This window comes from Stenotrophomonas sp. 89682_Sma (genome assembly GCF_056481405.1).
The window spans coordinates 172,379-190,903 of sequence record NZ_CM151147.1; the positions used below are offsets into that span (position 1 = coordinate 172,379).

The following is an 18,525-nucleotide window of genomic DNA, read 5'->3' on the forward strand; positions in this document are numbered from 1 at the left end:
GCCTTTTGGTTCCCCGGTCCCTCAGGCAAGTAAGGGGCGACGTCGGATCCATCCCCCAGCGAAGGCAGGGGGTACCACTGGTAGCAGTGCCTTTCAGCGCACCGACGCGCGATGAAGTGGCAGGCCCTATTCGGTCAATGCGGTGATTGCGCTTGTACATGGTGGCGGAGTTTGATTGGCGAAGGCCCTCATGAAGGACAACAGTTTGTTATCGCAATTCGTAACACTGATGTCCCCGGATCGCCAATTCTTTCGGGAACGACCTGGCGTAGCCTTCTCTTCCAGCAGCGCTGTCCATCTGCTGCCTTGAGTCAATCAACTTCTCATATCTGGAAACTGGGCTGTAGCCACCAATCCGAATTTGCAGTGTTCTCGGAATTTCAAAGCCTGTCATTCAGGGCCCGCTCTCATGGCTGACGGATGCGCGCCTTGTCGCCGCCGTCAGCAACGCTGGCCGGGTAGCGCGCCGGATGGCCGCCGACGGCCTGCAGGGCTGGCCACACCGCAAGCGTCGCGGGCGGCACGCAACTCCGGCCAGGACACCGCCGGGGGTGGTCAATCTGCTTGAACGCGATTTTCTCGCGCTGGAGCCGGAAACCAAGTGGGGGACAGATATTACCGAGATCGAGACCCAGCAGGGCAAGCTGTATCTGGGGATCGTGCTGGATCTGTACGACCAGCGCATCATGGGCTCGTCAATACACGATCGACAGGATCGCCAGATGGTGACCCGGGCTGTGCAGATAGCGGTGCGGCAGCGTCAAGGAAGCGATGAGGTAATCCTGCATTCGGATCGAGGCAGCCAGTTCCGCAGCCGCGACTACCAGGGGCATCTAGCGGCTAACGGGCTGATCTGCTCGATGAGCGCTGTGGGTCATTGTGGCGACAACGCGACCTGCGAAGCCCTCTTTGGGCCACTCAAGCGTGAGCGGATCTATCGAACGAACTGCGCCACAAAGTATGCAGCACGAGCGGATGCGTTTGACTACATAGAGCGACGCCATAACCCAAGGATGCGACGAAGGGTCGCCAGGCAGGACCAGAAGGTTGCAGCTCTTTTAGAACCGTCCGTGATATCGGGGTAGAACCCCGCGGTTGAACAACCCGCTCGGCTGCGCAGGGAAGTGATGTCTTCTTCTGGCCTTCTTCAGCGGCACGGGAAGGGATCACCGGAAGCTCGGAAGGCCGGAGAGCGCATGGCCTTTGTAATAACAACTGCGGTCCGGGCGCACTCTCTAGCGATCTCTGCCGAAATGGCGAATCTCTTCAGAACTTCACTTGCTACGCCCCGCTCGCGCATGCCGCTTTTAAGCAGGGTCATGGACAGGGCCATAATTCTGCTCGCCATGTTCCGACCCGCAAGAAGGTCCTGGCCAGGTTGCCTCTGAAGATCTAGGTAGACGCTGAATGACGGCGCACGGTGGATAGAACTTTTTCGTTTAGAAACCAACAATAGGCTAAGGAACTGCTGGCTAGGGAACACACGCGTATTGGCCTTGCAGAGCGCGTGGAGCACGACTTCGAATTTCCTCGCCTGAGCCCCCCAGTCCTCTAGATCAAACGCGATCTCACCGTCCACCTCATGGCCTGGAAACAATGAAGTCGATGAGGCCGGAACTGGTTCGGTCAAAATTCCGATAATGTCAACAGATTTGATGGCGGATAGGTTGAGTAGCGTTCTGAAAGTGGTGGTAGTTCGTCTGAAGCGAATTGCATCCCTCCAGAACCTGTTATGAACGATCTTCAGCCTATCCAATGTCCCATCTTGAAGGAGCCCATCAAAGAAACGTTGATAGTTCTCCGCAGGAATAACCACATCAGGGTTGGTTGCGGTCCAGCGTACGACGTCCTCGATCGAGGCGTTGGCCCAGGACTGAAGTGCGCTCGGCCTCTCGTGCGTGGTTGCGCGCGCTAGGCTGCAACCGCAATAGGCGCACGAGGCCGCGTTGCCCCTTCGCAACTGTTGACTGTTGCCACATTCTTGGCAGCGATCAATGATTCTGACTGAGTGCAAGGAGCAATGCGAGTAGTGAAGGAAGTTCCAGATGAGCCTCTCACTTAGACCGTTACTCTCGCCAGCCTCCAGCAGGCACTCAGGACACCAGCGGCGATTGATGCCAGCAAGGCCGCCATCCCGCATCTGCAGGACATTAATGAAAGGCGAGAGCGTGCAGCCGACCAGGCGTTGGTTAGTCAGCTGCTCTAGCGCGCGCGCGCGGTTAAGGCTCACCTGCCCTGGTCCCACGAAGCTATTTCGCTCACTCAGTCCATTTCTTGGCTGACCCGCAACTTTGTCAAGCACTCCTGCGAGGTGTGTCTTTGTAAACCCGGTCGTTTCGCACATCCTCTGGAAGTACCCTCCAAGTGACTCAGTCTGGGCGGTGGCTCCGTCGATCGGTGCAATTGGCGGCAGTGCTGTCCACCGATACCGCATGTGTGCCGTAGTCATTTTCGCTCTACTCCCCCGTACCCATGCGCTTCAGGAAGTCAGCAATTCTTTTCTCACCATTCAAGGGCCTCTGATCCGCAAGCTTGTTGAAGGCCAGCACGCTGCTCCACACGGTTCCAAGCTCCTTCTCGCTTGAGGAGCTGGCGTGCAAGTGCGCTTCAGTGATGCTGTTCGCTCCCTCATTCTTTCGGCGGAGCTCAGCCCTATGGACGACGTCGATAGTGGGACCGAACACGCCAGCACCATTGGCGTACATCAAATCAGTATTCTTAACGAGGAGCTTGGGATCGGACAGGTTGAAGCTCTGCCCGATACCCTTCAGCACTGCAACGAAATCCCGCTCGTCTTGGGAATTCTTCAGGTTATACGGCCGGATGTAGACGAACCGGGATCGATTCCAGACGTCGGGGTGTCCCGCCCACAAACTCTCCGCAGTGTGGGTAGCCAGCATCACTATGACGCAGCCGATTTCTTCAATCAGTCGCACAAGGTTCGACATGTACCCATAGCTGGTTTGATGAAGATGCACCATCGTCAAGGTTGCCGCTTCTTCCAGGAAGATGTACTTAAGTTGACGTTGTTTCGCCACAGATTCGAAGCTGTGCTGCAATCTCGGCTGCGACTGCGTTGCCCTCACTCTCTTCCACAGCTGATTGTTTACCTCTGCCTCCGCCTGGACATGGTGCGCATCAGTACTGACCGATCGGTCCTTGTTCTCCAGCCAGCCGAAGTCGGGTTCCACCACGGCGTGATGGAGGCGCAGCGTGAGATCCTTGGAGTTGAACTTTCCCCGATCATTGGCCATTGCACGCACCGATATCAAAGGAAGCGTGCCAGCTGGCCAGAGGCTCTGCTTCCCGGCAAGGACGGGAAGAATAGCTTTTCTGATCTCACTCTTGCCCGAGCCAGAAGGAGCCAATGCCCAGACGAACGTACCTGGGCGCGCACCTTGGATGGCATTCAAGAGTTCGGAGTAAGCCGTCCTCATGCGGCTATGATTCACAAAAGGAATTCCAGAGTTGCTGTCCACTATCGGTTCCTGTGAATTTGAATGACTGGCGCGGGCTTGCCCCCGATTACACAAGCTACGGCGACTCAATGTCGTCAAAGTCATCCATGGCTCGCTTCTTGATTCCGCGCAGAGCGATCTCGTCAAGAGCGTCATTTGATTGCGAAGGGAGGCTACTGGAGTCCGCCTCCCCCGGTTTGGGATGAGCCGCGGTGTTGGGCTTCGCGTTCGCGGCTGCCGTACGCATCGCCTGAGCGTGCCTTGCGGTCTGCTTTGCTTCGCGGAGCGATGGCGCGTAGAGCTGGTCATACATACCCCTGAACGACCGCTCAATCAGGGTGGAATTGGCTAGAGGCCCGATCAAGTTGCAGAACGCCTTGAACAGTCCACGATTCGTCCTAACCCAGATGAAGCTCGGGTCCTCCGGATCTGTTCGAAGCTGCTCAACATCGAATGACGCGTCGAGCTCCCTCAGTTCATTGGAGTGAAAATACCGACCATTCACCTCGAACCCTCGTCCGGGTACATACTTGTTATTGCTGTGCGGGATCGCGGTTCTGAAGAGGAATTCTTCGTCAACCAACGCGTGCAGGCCGGCACTAGGAAAGAGAAGATCTGCGTGGGCTGCACGTTCAGCCGGACTTGCGAAGCCTTGTACAGGAACGCTCGGGAAGTGCTCATAGAGCGTTTCCTTGGCCACCGTATGAACGGTTTCAAAGCAGTGCCTGGCAGTGTTGTAGCTCTTGAACTTCCCGTCCACGCCCCGACCCGCCTTGTCGGGATCGGTGCTGCCGACAAGCTCATGGCTGACTTGGGAATTGAACCTTTTAAAGTATCGCTCTACGTTCGAGTTGAACCTCGAACCTGCCGTTGGGCAGATATGGATTGAGAACTGATATCGCAAAGCCAGAGCTATGAGAAAGTGCGACTGATTCTCCGTTCCCCGATCGACAAAGATGCTGTTGAACAGTCGTCCATGTCTGCGGACGTAGTTCCGTATCAGGATGGCCAAACCATCGCGCCGTGCTGGCCCGAAGACAACGGAATGCGCCATTGGCAAATCAGTCGCCTCATCTGTTCCTAGATAAATCAGAGGGGACTCTGCGCTTGCACTCATTCCATCGTCGCGCACCACCCTGACGTCAACTTTGGTACTGTCGACGTGCAGGACTGCATGTTTAGCTAAGGCTGTACCCGACCGGTCGCGCGCGTCCGAGCGCGGCCGTTGCTTTTGGTAGCCACGCATTCCCTGCGTTGCAAGGACCTTACGCAGCTCCAGGCGCGGATCAGCGAGCCTGCGTTCGAAGGCCTGGCGGCTCTGTGGCGACTCGCCGTCAGATTCACAGGCCTCCTTGAGCGCAGCGTATGCGTCCTTCTTCTGTGAATACTTGCCTGCGGCGTATGCGCGAATTGCCTCAGCCGTCCGCTTCTCCTGAACGGGGGTAAGCCGGCTCATTCGGTTGCCGCTTGCATGAAATCTGGTAAGGCACTGCTCAAGTTCGTTTTCACCTCTGCTTCGCGCCTCGGCTACATTCCGCGCTACCCCACGCAGGTGTTTGGGGACGGCTGTACCCTTCGCATGCGCGGATTGAATCAATGCCAGCCGCTTTTCGGCGTGGGTGGCGTCGACTAGCGTCGCCGTTGCGAACGCAGAGTTCAGTTGATTGCGAGAGTGCCTGGCAACCTCAAAGAAGTTGCTTCCTATCTCAATAGCCTGAGCCTGACTCAAGGTTAAAAAGAAGTTGCTCGTGTCCGTGAGCGGAACATGCTCAACTGGACCGAAGGCCCAGCGGGTTCCAAGCAAAAGCGCCGCCTGGCTCAGGTTGAATCCCTCGATAGTCTCGATCATCCAATCGAGGCTCTTGGGGCCGTCGGCGAGATGCGCATGGATGCGCCTGCCCAAGACTTGAGCCGCGTCGGCAGGTACCATGCGCACTTCGTTATAGATGACCTGCAGGTTCCGAAGTGGCGTGTCGACGCGGGACGGACTGAGCCACAGGACGTGCTCCATGCCGCGCTGCCTTGCCCAAGGACCATAGGCAAGGTTCTGAAGATTTCCATCGACATCAATCCATTCACCGGACTTTGCCGTAAGCAAGCTGTCACGAGCGGAGGCGGCCTTGCATTCGACCAGCTCAACGCGACGGGTGCGGACGACCAGAAAATCCAAGGTGCCGCTCCTTACATGACTGCCAAGTCTCACTCCCTTACAGGCGACCTGCGGGAAGTAGCCAAGCACATCCGGATCCAGCTCCAGAGTCAGCGCGAACAGATGTTCAACGGTATGACTCTCCAGCGTGATCAGCTGGCCACATTTCACTGAGTTGAAGTGGGTCACAACGTTGTTCAGCGCACCCTTTCCTGGCTTCCGCGCTGGACTCGAGCTAGCCATCTCAAGGATGTGCTCTCGCTGTTCGACAGTTAGGCCCTCATGCTCCCGCAGACGCTCGGCCAGTTCTTCTTGATTCATGGAGCCCTGCCTATCTACTGGGAGGCGGGCAGCCGCCTCCCTCCCGGAATGCCTAGGGGTTGATTCTTATCGGGGTAAGGGGGTAGATTCGGCATAGCGGTACTCATCGCTGCGCCTCAAACAGACCCCGGCCTGCCAGCCGGGGTTTGTCTTTTCTACCCCAGAGAGTGTTCTTAGCTCACCTGGAGGTCCTCCATGGGAAGATTGGGATCATTGAGTGGCCTGCGGATTGCTGACGGTCTCCGCGCTGCGCGCTGCGGTGAACAGCCATTGCGCGAGATCTCTGGAGCGGATCATGCGGCCCTTCCTCCCAGGGATGGTTGAGGTCGCTACACCCAGTCGGTTGTCATATGCCGCACGCCTGGCCGCGCCGATGCTGTTGTAGCCAAGCAGCATCCAGACTTCTGAGAGCCGGACATAGAGCCCGTACTCCTCCGCCACCTGCTCGGCGAGCTGGTCAGGAGTCGTTGCGCGAAGTGCGAGCGTTTGTATCGACAAGGGCACCATGTAGGCGAGCATCACTCACTCTCCTTCATATTGCAAACAGAGAGCACATTCTCATATTTGTGGTGTACAAATTATCTGATTACGTATCAGATAATCTGATATGCATACCGCTACAGCGGTTGCCATGTCAGAAAACGCAGCACGAGATGCAGTTCGTGGATTGCGATAGGATGGGCATGCTGCTGGCCGTTGAATGGGATGACGGCGCGTTGGTAGGTGTGGGGTTTTGGCACACGACGATGTGCTTCTAAGAGAAGTCGATTGGTAGATGAGCACATGATGAGCATCCCTACAGATCAGCTCAGTCGCGAAGAGCTTTCAGGCTCGGCATTAAGAGCCTTCTTCAAACTCGCTGCGAGGTGGGATCTGTCGGGACTCCAGCAGAGAACGTTGCTTGGAGGTCCCCCTGATGCTTCTTACGAGGCATGGGTGCGAGGCGATTACGAGCATATCGATGACGACGTATTGATACGGATTAGCTATCTACTTGGCATCTACAAAGCTCTTCATATCCTTCTGCCGGACTCCATTCAGGCGGATGGCTGGATAAGGCGGCCGAACATGGCACCCATGTTTGCTGGGAACACCGTACTGGAGTTTCTTTGCCGCGGAGGCTTGAGCGAACTTAGGGATGTGCGATCTTACTTGGACGGGCAGGACGCCATCAGCTAGACAAGGGGTGCCATTCACCTTGGGCCGCGTAACAAGTCGATGAGGTTGACCGGGTTTATGCAGACCTGGACCCATCAGTCTCCGTCGTATGAGATCACGGGGGATGAATAAGAGTCGCTGTTCTTGCAATGGACCTGGATTCAACTAAGGGGAAGCTTAGACATTCACCCTACGATTGTCCTCGATGTACGCGTCGCAGAAACTTGGCTGAGCCTCTGTCCCGGCGGTTGGCGGCTGCTGCATCGTCATCAGGTGAGCATAGCCATGGATTGCTGGAGGCCTGCAAGCCGCCAGACTGTAGGCTTCCGCGTATTCGCTCTCAACTAGTTCCGCACTGCCAGACTCAGTTTCAATTGAAGGATGTCGGGTAGACGCTAGCGTTGAGTCATCTCGGTAAGGCCACTCTCAGACATCCTCTTCGAACTCGCAGTGCACTGCATACAACACGCGGGCTGGGTCTACACTCAGCATCGCGGCCGGTGCCGCGCCCAAAAGCAACGCGTGCGGCGACAAGAACCACTCGGCCTCGCCCCAACCGGTACTGCGACGCAGACCATCCGGCTCACGCTGGAAAGGACCAAAGTCCCGCAACACTGCTAGGATCTCGACTAATCGCTCAAAGGGCTGGCCATCTGGGCGGAACTGCCAGGTCGGGTAGCGGTAGCTGCCGACGGGTTGCGTGACATACACGCCCAGCAGCTTCCCCTGACGTCGCAACTCGCTTGCACTGTGGCAGCCGCTGCCGAGCTTCAAGTCTAGCCCGGCATTGACCTGTGCTGCACTGAACCACTGTGAGGCGAGACTTTCGCGCCTTGCTGCGGCGGAATCTAGGATCTCTCGTGGGGGCGCGAAGCGAGTCATGCGAGCCTGAGCTGAACCAAAGATGGATTGCGCATGGCTACGCGTCTCCGCTCCGGGCTAGGGGGCGCAAGTCAGCGTCTGCATTACGGGTGCGATCAAGCAAACGGTGGAGTACCAGGTTGAGGCCATCATCGTCTGATGAATAGGGAGAACCGAACAACGGGACCTGGACCCAAAGGTGCTCCTGCCCAGGATGGACATAAGGGCCGTGATCATCGAGTAGTATTGCCTCGCCCAGATTTGGCGAGGCGAGACGTAGGTCTTTCGTCTTTCCCGACCACCTGATGTAGGGCAGCTCCACGAACCAGGCCGGGGTACTGCCTTCGCGAGCCAACAGCGCGGCGATGCTGCGAAAGCGATCTTCGGGAACTGTTGTGAACATCGTCAGCTGATCAAACAGCGCCTGGACTTCCTCAAGGAACCGGTAGAGTCCGGGCCTGGGAATCTGGCTGATTGCGTTTGAGATGAGCGTTCCCTCAAGGTCAAGTGCCAAGATCGTCGGCTTCATATGCTGCCTCTATTGTTGGTGCGAGCGCCCAACCTTGCTCTCCTGGCTGATCGCTGTCTATCGTGTGAGCCTACTCGTAGGCACGGGAGTGCGTCTCCCGGCGCGAGCTTGGCGCGCACAGCGAACAGGTGTATCGCAGGAGCCACAAGTTTGCGGGCATCGTTGCTATTCTCATCCAGTCGTCGACATTGCTAAGTTCTGCCTGCGGCCGTGGCGCAGTTCCGAGCGGTTCGCGCAAGGTAGCTGCAGCTGACTGACGACGATCAGTTGCTCCAGAATGCCAACGACGAACATCTTTGTTGGTCCGGCCGCGGCAATGATATATCCCAGCAATTGAGCGCAGTCTGGTGCCAGTTGTGCGCATGATACCTGCAGGTATGTAGGATCTGTTTATATAGGCTTCTATTCTGCGGGAGATTTCGCGTCATTACGATGAGTTATGGAAGTGCCAGAGTTGCGCGCTTTTCCGCGCACAACGGGAGAAGACACCCCTAATGAGCACATTTGCGCGCAAATGAGTCACATGCCAATCCAGTCCCCTGAGGAAATTGCCGAGGCCCTAGGAAAGCGGATCAGGGCGCGCCGCCTTCTGGCCAATGTGTCGCAAGCAGCGTTGTCCGACAAAGCAGGGATCTCTCGCAGGGCATTGGTGCAACTGGAGAGCGGGCAAGGATCAACTGTCCACACGCTGATCTCAACCCTTAAAGCGTTGGGCTTGGAGCAACAGCTGAGTTTTCTCGTCCCTGTCCCAACCGTTAGCCCAATGGCCATGCTGAAGGCTAAACGGCTACGCAGGCGAGCGTCCTAGAGTCAGGAGAGGCACCTGGTAGCCTCCCATGACGCGAGCGTAGCCGTCTCTTGCCCACGTCCAATTCGGCAGAGGCTCAAACTTCTCGCGAAGGTGTTTTGGGCTTTAGTGCATAGCTATTCGATAGCCTACAGTAGTTGGGGGTACAGAGGGCCTGCATGTGGTGGCGGGTGTCTCCTCCCGGTATCGTTGTTAGCAACGTCACATCCGCAAGGTACGGCCTATGCCGCGTCAGCCAACCATTTCGTACAACACTAGCCTCGGAGCTGATGGAAAACCAAAGGCAATTACAGCTGATTACTACTTGGCCACGACTCAGGATGTGATGCAGTTCTATTGCTTCGATGAGCCGGCAGAACAAGGCAGCGAGGGCAAGTGGCAGCTCATCGATCAGTTGGATCGAACGCGTCTACTCGGCGCCGGCGACAAGGCGACGGCCAAGACTTGGGCTAAGCGCCTGGGCCTCAAGTCCTGGACCTATGTCCGCGTCTGACCTCATAGGCGGGCCCCCTGAGTAGTCATCTCGCCATGGCGGCATCCGACCAAAGCGGACATCCGGCGGCGGGGGGGGGGGGGCTGCATCCTGCTGGATCCGGTTATACATCGGCTTGTTAGCCGGACCGAGCCGGCCTAAGATCGAGTCGTACCAAGGGGATAGCCCACCCTAAGGTGCGCTGTGTGGATAAGTCGTATAACCGGACCCAGGGATCCGGCTATTAGGTAGTTAGGTTGCACATGAGGCATTTAGCAGCATGACGTACCCAAGGAGCGCTCTTGACTATTGATATTCCTCGGCACACCTCGCCCGACTCTCTGTTCGAGTCGTTATGGCTTGATTCGCCTGGCCGCATCGGGCGCGGCACCGGCCGTGATGTGTACGAAATTGCAGGCCATCCAGACAAAGTTCTTAAAGTATCTAGCGGCCAATCTAACTTTTCTAACTGGATGGAAATACTGGTGTATAGCCAGTTCAAAGACACCGGCGAGTTGGCTAAGCTATTTTCCTGGAGCTGGTCGGGCAAGTTCTTGATCATGGAGCGCCTTGCGCCGCTCGATCCGGGCGATCTCAGCTCGCATCGCATCCCTAGCTATCTCACAGATCGCAAGCCCGAGAACTACGGCAAAGACGCTTCAGGAAAAATCAAGGCCCTCGACTATGCTGCGTTGGCCATCGCCAACCCGAGCAGCGATTTCCTTTAGGTTGCGTGTGGTGCAACCTAACAATTCATTCAAGCCGAACCCGCTTCGCGGGCCGGCTTAATTCAGGCGTTTGACCCCGCAGGAGAAATCTATGCGCAGTCGAGGAAAGGTGGCTGCTATCAATCCACGCCGTGGGATGGTGGCAATAGCTACAGAGGATGGCGGGTTTACCATCATTGAACTCTTGTCCGATTGGTCTCTAGAAGTGGGGGATGAGATCACTTGGACAGACCGCTACGGACTCGGTCACGAGATGTACCGGAACGTCACGCAACAAACCGAAGAAGAAGTGTTTGTGCAGAACCACGACGTTAGTCGGTCAAATCTACAGGCTCAGCTTCTTCTCTGAGGCGTGGGGTCTAACAATTAATTCAAACCGAACTTGCCCGCTCGCGCTGTCAAGTCGGCTTTATTCAGCCGTTGAGTGTCCGCTCCTGGCCGGAAGCGGACACTGCGCCAGTGGTCGATTTCCTGCCACCAGAAAGGTGACGTTGCGGATGAATTCTCACGGGTCTAGATCCGCATATTTAGTCCCATCGGATACAACGTGGAAGTCTTGATCAGTTGCCTTTCGATCATTTTGGCTGAGGCCTCAGGGATCCCATAAGCCGAGATGTCGTGCACACAGATCACGTTCTGGCCCTGCATCCCCCGCATAGCCTCGTGAAAGCGGCGGCTCGAGTTCTTTTCCAGCGCTTCTTCAACGTGCTCCATGTATCTTTGCTGCCACGAGCGCCGAGATCGGCCGACATAGCTCATGCCTTTGATCGTCTCGTAGCCGATACGGCTTTTGGTGAAAACAAACGCCTTAACTTGCTCTTCTGCAGTTCCACTCTTTTTGATTCTCTCAAGCTCTTCTTGAGTGAACAGTGGCCGTTTGTAGGTATGCCGATAGACGATGTGATCACCGGTAGGTGTGTACTCCGTCGAGCAGTAAAGCAGGGGCACGCACACCAGTATGCTGCCTCCGAACAAGCGATGTTTGCTTTCAGCGAAAAAACTGACCCCGCTCATATGACCGGGCTCCAGCATCAAAGTGAAAATCGAAGACCCGGTGTCCACGTCGTGATGGCCGACAAGCCGGATACCCGTGTGCGGGACACCTGTGGTCGCTGAATCACGAAGTTCGCCTTTGAGGACATTCACGCCTTGGTACCGCATGACCGCGTCCATGGCGACATCCACGTCGAAATGGGGGCCGAAGAAGAGCCGCAAAACGTCAGGGTTGAGAAAGCTCGACATGTGCGAGTGAGAAGGTTACTGAGGTGAATCAAGTATGCCTGTTGCCAAATAGTATCTGTAGTATGCCTTGTCGAAAATACGTGCCTCCGAACCGAAACACTCCGAAGTGCTCAATTAACGTCCAATCATGTGACGTCACATGAATCGGAATGGGTACGAAGCGGATCCCGCCTCAGCGAACCATGGAAGCAAGGTTCTACTCGGAGTGCGGCGGATGACTCCTTGTCGTATGCACGCCAGAAGCCTTTTGTGTCGATTCCGCAACTTCCGGTAGCGCGGGCAACCAGTCTCTGTACTGATCGAACGCTTCCTTGAAATTTGCCCTGTTCTCTTCTGCCTCGATTCGGTAGATGCTGAAGAGTGCAATGGTTCCTACTGGAACACCCTTGGGAGCTCGGCCGGCTTTACGCATGTTCTCTTCGTGGAGCACGGCACGCAGCGACTCTTTGTGATCAGTCCGCAGGTAGTTCGCCAAGTTCGAGATCTCTTGGTAGACCTTGCCTGCGTAATCGAATGCTTCGCCTGTCGTTGGAATCTCGCCTTTGTGGAGCGCCGCGTTCCGGGCAGTAGCCAGTTTCTTGTCGAACTCGTAGGGCTTTCCGGTCGCAGCAAGATAGAGAAACAAGAAAGCACCGAACTGCCGCTCAGACTGCGAGGCCACCTCCTTCCACGAAGCCTCGAAGTTGCCCGGATCAACACCGCTGGACCGGGCGAAGACACGGATCGCAAGCTCGAAAAGTCGCTCGCGCGACGCAGCCAGGCATGCGACAGCTTGAAGCGTCTGATCATGGATCAATGCGTCTGCGGCAGCGGTCAGCAGCGTTTCGAACTTTGGGTTCTGGACGATGGAGAATGCTGCGTGGCCGAGCGGACATGTGGCCTCGACCGTGTGTCCATCGTAGTAGTCGCCTACAAACAGGTACGGTTGGACGCTGCCCGACTTGGTGCACTCAACGCACTGCAACAACGATTTCATCCAGGAACCTACCTCGTAGCAGAACTGATCGACACTAATTTGGGTGATCGAATCGCGTGAGCGTGCTTAGTCCAGTACACCGTCCCGGCCGATCTCGATCAGCTCGTCCGCGTCAGCTCAGTCGGCATGATGATGCCATACGATTGCTTGGAGTTCCCCCTAGAGTCTGCTTCTGGCCGGAAGCGGACACTTGGTCGGACGCGGCGTGCCTGCAGTGCTAAAGTTCCCTTTCGGCCAGTAGGAGCCGCAATAGCAAGCTGATAGTGGGTCTTCGATGTTCGGGAAGCTCAGGAGGCCTCAGAAATCGTGTGAGATTAGCAACTCAATCCCGCTTCGGCCACTCTTTGTACTTGCTCGCAAACAGATTCACGTTCTCCTCCTTGAGCAGGGAGAGCACGGCTTGATGCCGGGGATTCGTCGACCCTCGATTCCTAACACGGAACTGCTGGAGCCAAACGTATACATCAGCAAGCTGAAGGAATCGACTGAGATGTGAATGCGTAAAGTGAACGGAATCGACAAGGTTCCGAATCTCACGACCGAAAGCAAAGCCGGTGCCTTTCGCTTTGTAATGAGAGAGAGATCCAGCATGTCTGGCTGCGCCTTTGTCACTCTCACGATCTCCGATGAGCATACCGAGATCCTTATGCTTTCGCATGAAGTCATTTGAGCGCTCGCAGAGGAACATGAACGCGATGTCCTCAGCGCTTTGGTTCTCCGTCAACAGATCGCAATTGATCTGTATGTCAATTAGATGTACGCAATCGAGACTGAGAATGCCAACAAGCCTTCGCAGCACATCAATTCGAAGATCGAAGCTGCCCCAATCCTTAAAGTTCTTCTTGCGATGATAGATCTCCGCCGCATGGAACTCGGTGTCTTGAGACAGATGCGCATTGCCAAATACGTCCGTTGCGAGAGCATTGACGATGCCCTCAACCTCTAGAAGATGTGTGTCCTCGATCACTACTGCGCCGATGTGATACGAGGGGTACTGCTGATCGTTTTTTGTCTCATCGAAGAACACAAGGCGCATAGAATTCCCCCAATTGATCAATGCGGCCAGCTCGAGATGCGTCGAATCCTCAGGATAGTTACTCTGTCAGGCAGCATCTTCTCTCATGCCACATCTTCTTTCACTTCGTCCTTTAGGCATCAGCACATGCCGCTCTCATACAACAGGCATACTAAGTCTGTGGAAAGGCCGCAGCACGTATAGTTCAGGCTGCAGTGTCAGGACGAATCGCGTGTACAGCCTAGAATACGCTCGAAGGCTCCGCACAGGGCTAATGCCAGTCAATCTGCTTACCCCTTCTGGCCGTGGGGCGTGATGCGACCGAGAGCGGTCATCGAAGACGTATCCGCATATTGTGATCAGGGCTTGTTAGCCGGGCCTACCTACCCTAAGATCAAGCTGGATCAAGGGCTAGTCGATCATTCGGTGCACTACAGATTGGTCGCACGGAGCCAGGGACCAGGTTGTTGGATAATTAAGGCGGAATAGCAAACAACACGGAGGTATTGCCAATGAGCTATTTAGCTTTCTGCACTTTCGACCTCAAGAACGCGAGCAGCCAGGACTACAAGAATGCATATGCTGACCTCGAAGAGATGGGACTAAGAAGAGTGCAAACGTCAGATAATGGTGGGGACGTAGTCATTCCAACTACCTCTGCGATGGGGGCATTCAAGGGCAGCAGTTCTGGCGAAGTGCGCGACTATGTTCGTAATAAGGTTAAGGCTGCTTTCGCAGCCCGCAGATTCAATTCTGAGATCTTTGTCGCAGTCGGTGAGAATTGGGCATGGGGTGCCGCAACGACATGAGGCGGCTTACCGTTAATTGATGCCGACGTCGCTTCGCGCGCCGGCTTAGCTCAGGCATTAGAAGGCAGAACACACATGACTCCTCTTGAAGTCTTAGATGCAGAGTTTGCCGGTGCCAGTGACCGAGCCGCGGCAATTGTCGCGGCCGCGGTCATCGATGACGCACTCCGCACGCTTCTTGCGGCTGTCATGGTCGAGGACCACCCTCCCGGACTTGACGTTTTTGCACCTGGACAGGAGCTTGGGTCTTACATGGGCCGGGTCAAGATTGCCTTCATGCTTGGACTGATTGACGACTCAGAGAGAATGCGTCTCTCACTTGTAGCTAAGGTCAGAAACGAGTTCGCGCACCTAGCTGAGGACATTAGCTTTAACACCCCACGAATCGCCGATCGCTGCCGACAGTTGGCGGCGCCAGAAGAGCTGGTGCCTCCCCGCCAGGTTCCTGACGCACTGGAGCTTGAAATGCTTCACGAGTTCAAAACTCCATTGGCAAATAGAAATAATCCCAGGGCGATCTTCGAGGAGGCCACGCTGTTCCTCCTCTACATACTAAAGGGTCGATTTGCCCAGGCAATGGTGAGGCGGCCTAGCCGCCCTAGCAAGTTCAAGAACGCGGCAGAGCCCGCCGGCGAGTTCTTGGTGCGTGCAATGGTCACAAAAAGACATGCCATCGAAGCGGGTGACCCGCCGGACAAGATTGCTCAGCTGCGAGATGAAGTTAACCGGCTTGCAAATATTGTTGTCTTCACTGCTGCGGGTGCAAACAAGAAGTATCAGTCCGGGAACGACTAGAGCGCGGGACAACAATTCACTCGAACCGGCGCGTACGCCGCGCGACTTGATTGCATTGGTCCACGTCCGCTTCTGGCCTTGGATTCAACCGGTCGACGCAACACACTGAAGACTGCTTACCGGCAGCAGGAGTGTTGCAGATGGAGCGCAGGCCAAGGATCTACTACAGCGACGCCCAGAAGGCTCTGATGTGGGAGCGATGGCGACGAGGCGAATCGCTGCACAAGATTGCAACTCTATTTGACCGTCACCATAGCTCGGTTCGCTCGGTTCTGTCCGAGTCCGGAGGTATCCAGCCAGTCCCACGCCGCCGATCAGAGCGCGTATTAAGCTTGGCGGAGCGTGAAGAAATCTCCCGGGGTGTGGCTGTTGGGAAGTCCATGCGTGCCATTGCGAGCTCGCTCGGACGGGCCCCGTCGACCATAAGTCGCGAGCTACACCGCAACGATGGGGTCAATGGCTATCGAGCGAATCTGGCTGATCAGCGTGCCTGGCAGCGTGCGCGACGCCCCAAGCTCTGTAAGCTCGGCTTGCATCGAGCGCTTGCGATGAGAGTGGCAGCAAAGCTGAAGCAGCAATGGTCACCACAGCAGGTGTCCGGTTGGTTGAAACGCACCAATCCTGAAGATACGAGCCGCCAGGTGTCTCACGAGACAATCTACCGAACGCTCTACATCCAGTCCCGAGGAGCCCTGAAGCAGGAGCTGTTGGCGCACCTACGGCGGACTCGTGCCATGCGCCGCTCACGGCATCACACACATAAAACAGCTGATCACGGCAGGATCAAAGACACGATCTCCATCAGTGAGCGTCCGCCTTCGGTTGAGGACCGGGCAGTACCTGGCCACTGGGAGGGCGACCTGCTATTTGGTGACCGCGATAGCCAGATTGCGACGCTCGTGGAGCGCAAAACCCGTTACGTCATGCTGGTCAAAGTTGACGGAAAGGACTCTGAGACCGTGGTGAATGCGCTGATCAAAAGTGCCCGCCGCCTGCCTCGGGAACTGTACCGATCTCTGACTTGGGATCGCGGCAAAGAGATGGCGGCGCATCGCCGCTTTACGCTCGCCACCGACATCCAAGTCTACTTCTGCGACCCACACCATCCCTGGCAACGCGGCACCAATGAGAACACCAACGGACTACTGCGACAGTACTTCCCTAAGGGCGTCAGCCTTGCCAATATCTCTCAAGCTCAGCTTGATGCAGTTGCCCGCCAACTGAACGAGCGGCCCCGCAAGACGTTAGGCTACGAAACACCCGTCGAGCGATACCGACGAACCGTTGCGTCGATCGGTTGAATCCAAGGCCGATAGCGGACATAGGCCCCGCGGCGAATGTCCACCTCTTCTTTGGCGATTCGGTCAGAGCTCAATTCAATCTGATCAACTGCCTACCAGCTTGTCGACTTCGCCTGCGAAATGATCTTGGGATCTGGGAAGCTACCCTTGAGAGTGCACCGAGGCGACCGCGATGGCGGGTTTCCCCTCAGGCGCCATGCCGGTCTACAATAGACCGTCAAATACCTAACGGATCGGCTAGCGATGACTCCACCCTGACGCTTGATTGAAGAAGCGATCCAGACACATAGGTCTGGAAGGGTGCCTGTTTCTTTCGTTTGGCGCGCACGGCTGTGCGCGGAGATCATTTTCTATGTCTGCAATTTATCCCCTGCGCCAGCAATGGCTCGGTAACATCCGTGGTGACCTGCTGTCGGGCATTGTCGTTGCGCTAGCCCTGATTCCTGAGGCAATCGCGTTTTCCATCATCGCCGGCGTCGACCCAAAGGTAGGTTTGTATGCCTCGTTCTGCATCGCCGTCATCACCGCCATCGCCGGTGGCCGCCCTGGCATGATCTCGGCTGCGACCGGCGCCATGGCGTTGGTGATGGTCACGCTGGTGCGCGAGCACGGCATTCAGTATCTGTTTGCCGCCACCATCCTGGCCGGCGTCCTGCAGATGCTGGCCGGCGCCCTGCGGTTGGGCTCGCTGATGCGCTTTGTGTCGCGCTCGGTGGTGACCGGATTTGTGAATGCACTGGCGATTCTCATTTTCATGGCGCAGCTTCCCGAGCTCATCGGCATGCCGTGGATGGTGTATGCGATCTGTGCTGTGGGTCTGGCAATCATCTACCTGCTGCCGCTGCTGACCAAAGCCGTTCCTTCGGCATTGGTGGCGATCGTGGTTCTCACGGCCGCTTCCATGTATTTCGGCTTCCAGGTACGCACCGTAGGCGACATGGGGGCGCTGCCTGACAGCCTGCCGTCGTTCCTGATTCCGGATGTGCCATTCACCTGGGAAACACTCCAGATCCTGCTGCCGGTTTCGGCGACTTTGGCGGTCGTTGGCTTGTTGGAATCGCTGATGACCGCGCAGATCGTCGAAGACATGACCGATACCCCGAGCCAGAAGAATCGCGAATGTGCGGGCCAAGGCTTGGCTAACACCGTAACGGGCTTCTTTGGGGGCATGGCAGGCTGTGCAATGATCGGCCAGTCGGTGATCAACATCACTTCCGGTGGCCGGGGCCGTCTCTCGTGCCTTGTGGCCGGCGTGGTTTTGCTCCTTCTGGTTGTTTATGGGTCAAACCTGGTGAGTCAGATTCCAATGGCCGCACTGGTCGCAGTGATGATCATGGTCAGCATCGGCACCTTCAGCTGGCGCTCGCTGCGCGAGCTGGCCATTCATCCCAAGAGCTCTTCGGTCGTGATGATTGGCACGGTCATCGTGACCGTGGCTACCCACGACCTCGCCAAAGGCGTGTTGACAGGCGTGATCCTGTCGGCGGTGTTCTTCACCCGCAAGGTCGGCAAGATGCTGATCATCGACGACACCCAGGTCGAGACCGACTCGCGCGTCTACGTTGTGAAGGGGCAGGTGTTCTTTGCGTCTTCTGGACAGTTCGTGAGTAGCTTCAGCTATCTGGATGTCCCCAAGGAGGTCATCATCGATCTGAAGGACGCCCACTTCTGGGACGTGACCGCCGTTGATGCGCTCGACCGGGTAGTGATGAAGCTGCGCGAGCACGGCGCGACCGTTGAGGTGTTCGGTCTCAACGATGCAAGTGAGACCTTGGTAGACCGCTTGGGAAAGCATCGTACGCCAGGCGCCACACGGTCGTCGGGCCATTGAACAGATGAGCGAAGCGGGCACCGAGGGGTGCCCGCTTCCTTTTCGGCAGTCATCGAGTTGACATATGGCAAG

At 56.5% G+C, this 18,525-nt stretch carries 18 protein-coding genes and 1 pseudogene; 10 read left to right on the forward strand and 9 right to left on the reverse strand.

Annotated elements, in window-relative coordinates:
* Positions 1–443 precede the first annotated feature (443 nt).
* A pseudogene (locus tag ACZK29_RS00720) lies at positions 444–1,085 on the forward strand (IS3 family transposase); the annotation flags it as partial.
* A gap of 62 nt (positions 1,086–1,147) precedes the next feature.
* Here the strand turns inward: ACZK29_RS00720 and ACZK29_RS00725 are convergent.
* The 4 genes from ACZK29_RS00725 to ACZK29_RS00740 all read right to left on the reverse strand — a co-directional run bounded on the left by ACZK29_RS00725 (position 1,148) and on the right by ACZK29_RS00740 (position 6,447).
* On the reverse strand, positions 1,148–2,449 hold the full coding sequence (locus ACZK29_RS00725) for a TniQ family protein (protein ID WP_080104368.1): 1,302 nt from the start codon (positions 2,447–2,449) through the stop codon (positions 1,148–1,150).
* 7 nt (positions 2,450–2,456) lie between these two features.
* On the reverse strand, positions 2,457–3,479 hold the full coding sequence (locus ACZK29_RS00730; protein ID WP_227832894.1) for a P-loop NTPase family protein: 1,023 nt from the start codon (positions 3,477–3,479) through the stop codon (positions 2,457–2,459).
* Between the two features lie 55 nt (positions 3,480–3,534).
* Complete coding sequence (locus ACZK29_RS00735; RefSeq protein WP_032954698.1) at positions 3,535–5,928, reverse strand: transposase; 2,394 nt, start codon at positions 5,926–5,928, stop codon at positions 3,535–3,537.
* Between the two features lie 210 nt (positions 5,929–6,138).
* A complete protein-coding gene (locus ACZK29_RS00740) occupies positions 6,139–6,447 on the reverse strand; it encodes a hypothetical protein (protein ID WP_005420891.1) in 309 nt (102 codons plus the stop codon).
* A 267-nt stretch (positions 6,448–6,714) separates the two neighbouring features.
* Between ACZK29_RS00740 and ACZK29_RS00745 the strand changes: the two genes are divergently transcribed.
* Positions 6,715–7,107, forward strand: coding sequence for a hypothetical protein (locus ACZK29_RS00745; RefSeq protein ID WP_021204010.1), 393 nt, complete (start codon positions 6,715–6,717; stop codon positions 7,105–7,107).
* 405 nt (positions 7,108–7,512) lie between these two features.
* Here ACZK29_RS00745 and ACZK29_RS00750 read toward each other — a convergent pair whose 3' ends face one another.
* Both ACZK29_RS00750 and ACZK29_RS00755 read right to left on the reverse strand, forming a co-directional pair.
* Positions 7,513–7,968, reverse strand: coding sequence for a hypothetical protein (locus ACZK29_RS00750; protein ID WP_005420886.1), 456 nt, complete (start codon positions 7,966–7,968; stop codon positions 7,513–7,515).
* A 37-nt stretch (positions 7,969–8,005) separates the two neighbouring features.
* Positions 8,006–8,476 carry an NIF family HAD-type phosphatase gene (locus ACZK29_RS00755; protein WP_005420884.1) on the reverse strand — a complete coding sequence of 157 codons (471 nt, stop codon included), beginning with the start codon at positions 8,474–8,476 and terminating at the stop codon, positions 8,006–8,008.
* A 523-nt stretch (positions 8,477–8,999) separates the two neighbouring features.
* On the opposite strand from ACZK29_RS00755, the gene ACZK29_RS00760 reads away from it, so the two are divergent.
* The 4 genes from ACZK29_RS00760 to ACZK29_RS00775 all read left to right on the forward strand — a co-directional run bounded on the left by ACZK29_RS00760 (position 9,000) and on the right by ACZK29_RS00775 (position 10,833).
* A complete protein-coding gene (locus ACZK29_RS00760) occupies positions 9,000–9,284 on the forward strand; it encodes a helix-turn-helix domain-containing protein (RefSeq protein WP_005420881.1) in 285 nt (94 codons plus the stop codon).
* Between the two features lie 223 nt (positions 9,285–9,507).
* Positions 9,508–9,777 carry a hypothetical protein gene (locus ACZK29_RS00765; protein WP_134970386.1) on the forward strand — a complete coding sequence of 90 codons (270 nt, stop codon included), beginning with the start codon at positions 9,508–9,510 and terminating at the stop codon, positions 9,775–9,777.
* Positions 9,778–10,058: 281 nt separating this feature from the next.
* Positions 10,059–10,484 (forward strand): hypothetical protein, encoded by a 426-nt coding sequence (locus ACZK29_RS00770; RefSeq protein ID WP_152525780.1) that lies wholly within the window; start codon positions 10,059–10,061, stop codon positions 10,482–10,484.
* Positions 10,485–10,575: 91 nt separating this feature from the next.
* Positions 10,576–10,833, forward strand: a complete 258-nt coding sequence (locus tag ACZK29_RS00775; protein WP_031269352.1) for a hypothetical protein — start codon at positions 10,576–10,578, stop codon at positions 10,831–10,833.
* 164 nt (positions 10,834–10,997) lie between these two features.
* Here the strand turns inward: ACZK29_RS00775 and ACZK29_RS00780 are convergent, their stop codons facing one another.
* From ACZK29_RS00780 to ACZK29_RS00790, 3 genes are all read right to left on the reverse strand, one after another.
* Complete coding sequence (locus ACZK29_RS00780) at positions 10,998–11,726, reverse strand: hypothetical protein (RefSeq protein ID WP_021202120.1); 729 nt, start codon at positions 11,724–11,726, stop codon at positions 10,998–11,000.
* 196 nt (positions 11,727–11,922) lie between these two features.
* Entirely contained in the window at positions 11,923–12,702 is a 780-nt protein-coding gene (locus ACZK29_RS00785; protein ID WP_134970394.1) for a hypothetical protein, read from the reverse strand.
* 322 nt (positions 12,703–13,024) lie between these two features.
* Complete coding sequence (locus ACZK29_RS00790) at positions 13,025–13,738, reverse strand: DUF3800 domain-containing protein (RefSeq protein WP_021202118.1); 714 nt, start codon at positions 13,736–13,738, stop codon at positions 13,025–13,027.
* Between the two features lie 491 nt (positions 13,739–14,229).
* Here ACZK29_RS00790 and ACZK29_RS00795 point away from each other — a divergent pair, with 491 nt between their 5' ends.
* The 4 genes from ACZK29_RS00795 to ACZK29_RS00810 all read left to right on the forward strand — a co-directional run bounded on the left by ACZK29_RS00795 (position 14,230) and on the right by ACZK29_RS00810 (position 18,453).
* The gene (locus tag ACZK29_RS00795; RefSeq protein ID WP_072167339.1) at positions 14,230–14,526 is read left to right on the forward strand and encodes a hypothetical protein; all 297 of its coding nucleotides are present in this window, start codon (positions 14,230–14,232) and stop codon (positions 14,524–14,526) included.
* 75 nt (positions 14,527–14,601) lie between these two features.
* On the forward strand, positions 14,602–15,321 hold the full coding sequence (locus tag ACZK29_RS00800; RefSeq protein WP_478446535.1) for a hypothetical protein: 720 nt from the start codon (positions 14,602–14,604) through the stop codon (positions 15,319–15,321).
* Between the two features lie 140 nt (positions 15,322–15,461).
* The gene (locus ACZK29_RS00805) at positions 15,462–16,622 is read left to right on the forward strand and encodes an IS30 family transposase (RefSeq protein WP_279747852.1); all 1,161 of its coding nucleotides are present in this window, start codon (positions 15,462–15,464) and stop codon (positions 16,620–16,622) included.
* A 352-nt stretch (positions 16,623–16,974) separates the two neighbouring features.
* Complete coding sequence (locus tag ACZK29_RS00810; protein WP_005420874.1) at positions 16,975–18,453, forward strand: SulP family inorganic anion transporter; 1,479 nt, start codon at positions 16,975–16,977, stop codon at positions 18,451–18,453.
* The last annotated feature ends 72 nt before the right edge of the window (positions 18,454–18,525 follow it).

Coding starts and splice junctions, on each gene's coding strand:
- ACZK29_RS00725 (WP_080104368.1), bottom strand. CDS start 2,449: ATGACTACGGCACACATGCGGTATCGGTGGACAGCACTGCCGCCAATT.
- ACZK29_RS00735 (WP_032954698.1), bottom strand. CDS start 5,928: ATGAATCAAGAAGAACTGGCCGAGCGTCTGCGGGAGCATGAGGGCCTA.
- ACZK29_RS00740 (WP_005420891.1), bottom strand. CDS start 6,447: ATGCTCGCCTACATGGTGCCCTTGTCGATACAAACGCTCGCACTTCGC.
- ACZK29_RS00745 (WP_021204010.1), top strand. CDS start 6,715: ATGAGCATCCCTACAGATCAGCTCAGTCGCGAAGAGCTTTCAGGCTCG.
- ACZK29_RS00750 (WP_005420886.1), bottom strand. CDS start 7,968: ATGACTCGCTTCGCGCCCCCACGAGAGATCCTAGATTCCGCCGCAGCA.
- ACZK29_RS00755 (WP_005420884.1), bottom strand. CDS start 8,476: ATGAAGCCGACGATCTTGGCACTTGACCTTGAGGGAACGCTCATCTCA.
- ACZK29_RS00760 (WP_005420881.1), top strand. CDS start 9,000: ATGCCAATCCAGTCCCCTGAGGAAATTGCCGAGGCCCTAGGAAAGCGG.
- ACZK29_RS00765 (WP_134970386.1), top strand. CDS start 9,508: ATGCCGCGTCAGCCAACCATTTCGTACAACACTAGCCTCGGAGCTGAT.
- ACZK29_RS00775 (WP_031269352.1), top strand. CDS start 10,576: ATGCGCAGTCGAGGAAAGGTGGCTGCTATCAATCCACGCCGTGGGATG.
- ACZK29_RS00780 (WP_021202120.1), bottom strand. CDS start 11,726: ATGTCGAGCTTTCTCAACCCTGACGTTTTGCGGCTCTTCTTCGGCCCC.
- ACZK29_RS00785 (WP_134970394.1), bottom strand. CDS start 12,702: ATGAAATCGTTGTTGCAGTGCGTTGAGTGCACCAAGTCGGGCAGCGTC.
- ACZK29_RS00790 (WP_021202118.1), bottom strand. CDS start 13,738: ATGCGCCTTGTGTTCTTCGATGAGACAAAAAACGATCAGCAGTACCCC.
- ACZK29_RS00795 (WP_072167339.1), top strand. CDS start 14,230: ATGAGCTATTTAGCTTTCTGCACTTTCGACCTCAAGAACGCGAGCAGC.
- ACZK29_RS00800 (WP_478446535.1), top strand. CDS start 14,602: ATGACTCCTCTTGAAGTCTTAGATGCAGAGTTTGCCGGTGCCAGTGAC.
- ACZK29_RS00805 (WP_279747852.1), top strand. CDS start 15,462: ATGGAGCGCAGGCCAAGGATCTACTACAGCGACGCCCAGAAGGCTCTG.
- ACZK29_RS00810 (WP_005420874.1), top strand. CDS start 16,975: ATGTCTGCAATTTATCCCCTGCGCCAGCAATGGCTCGGTAACATCCGT.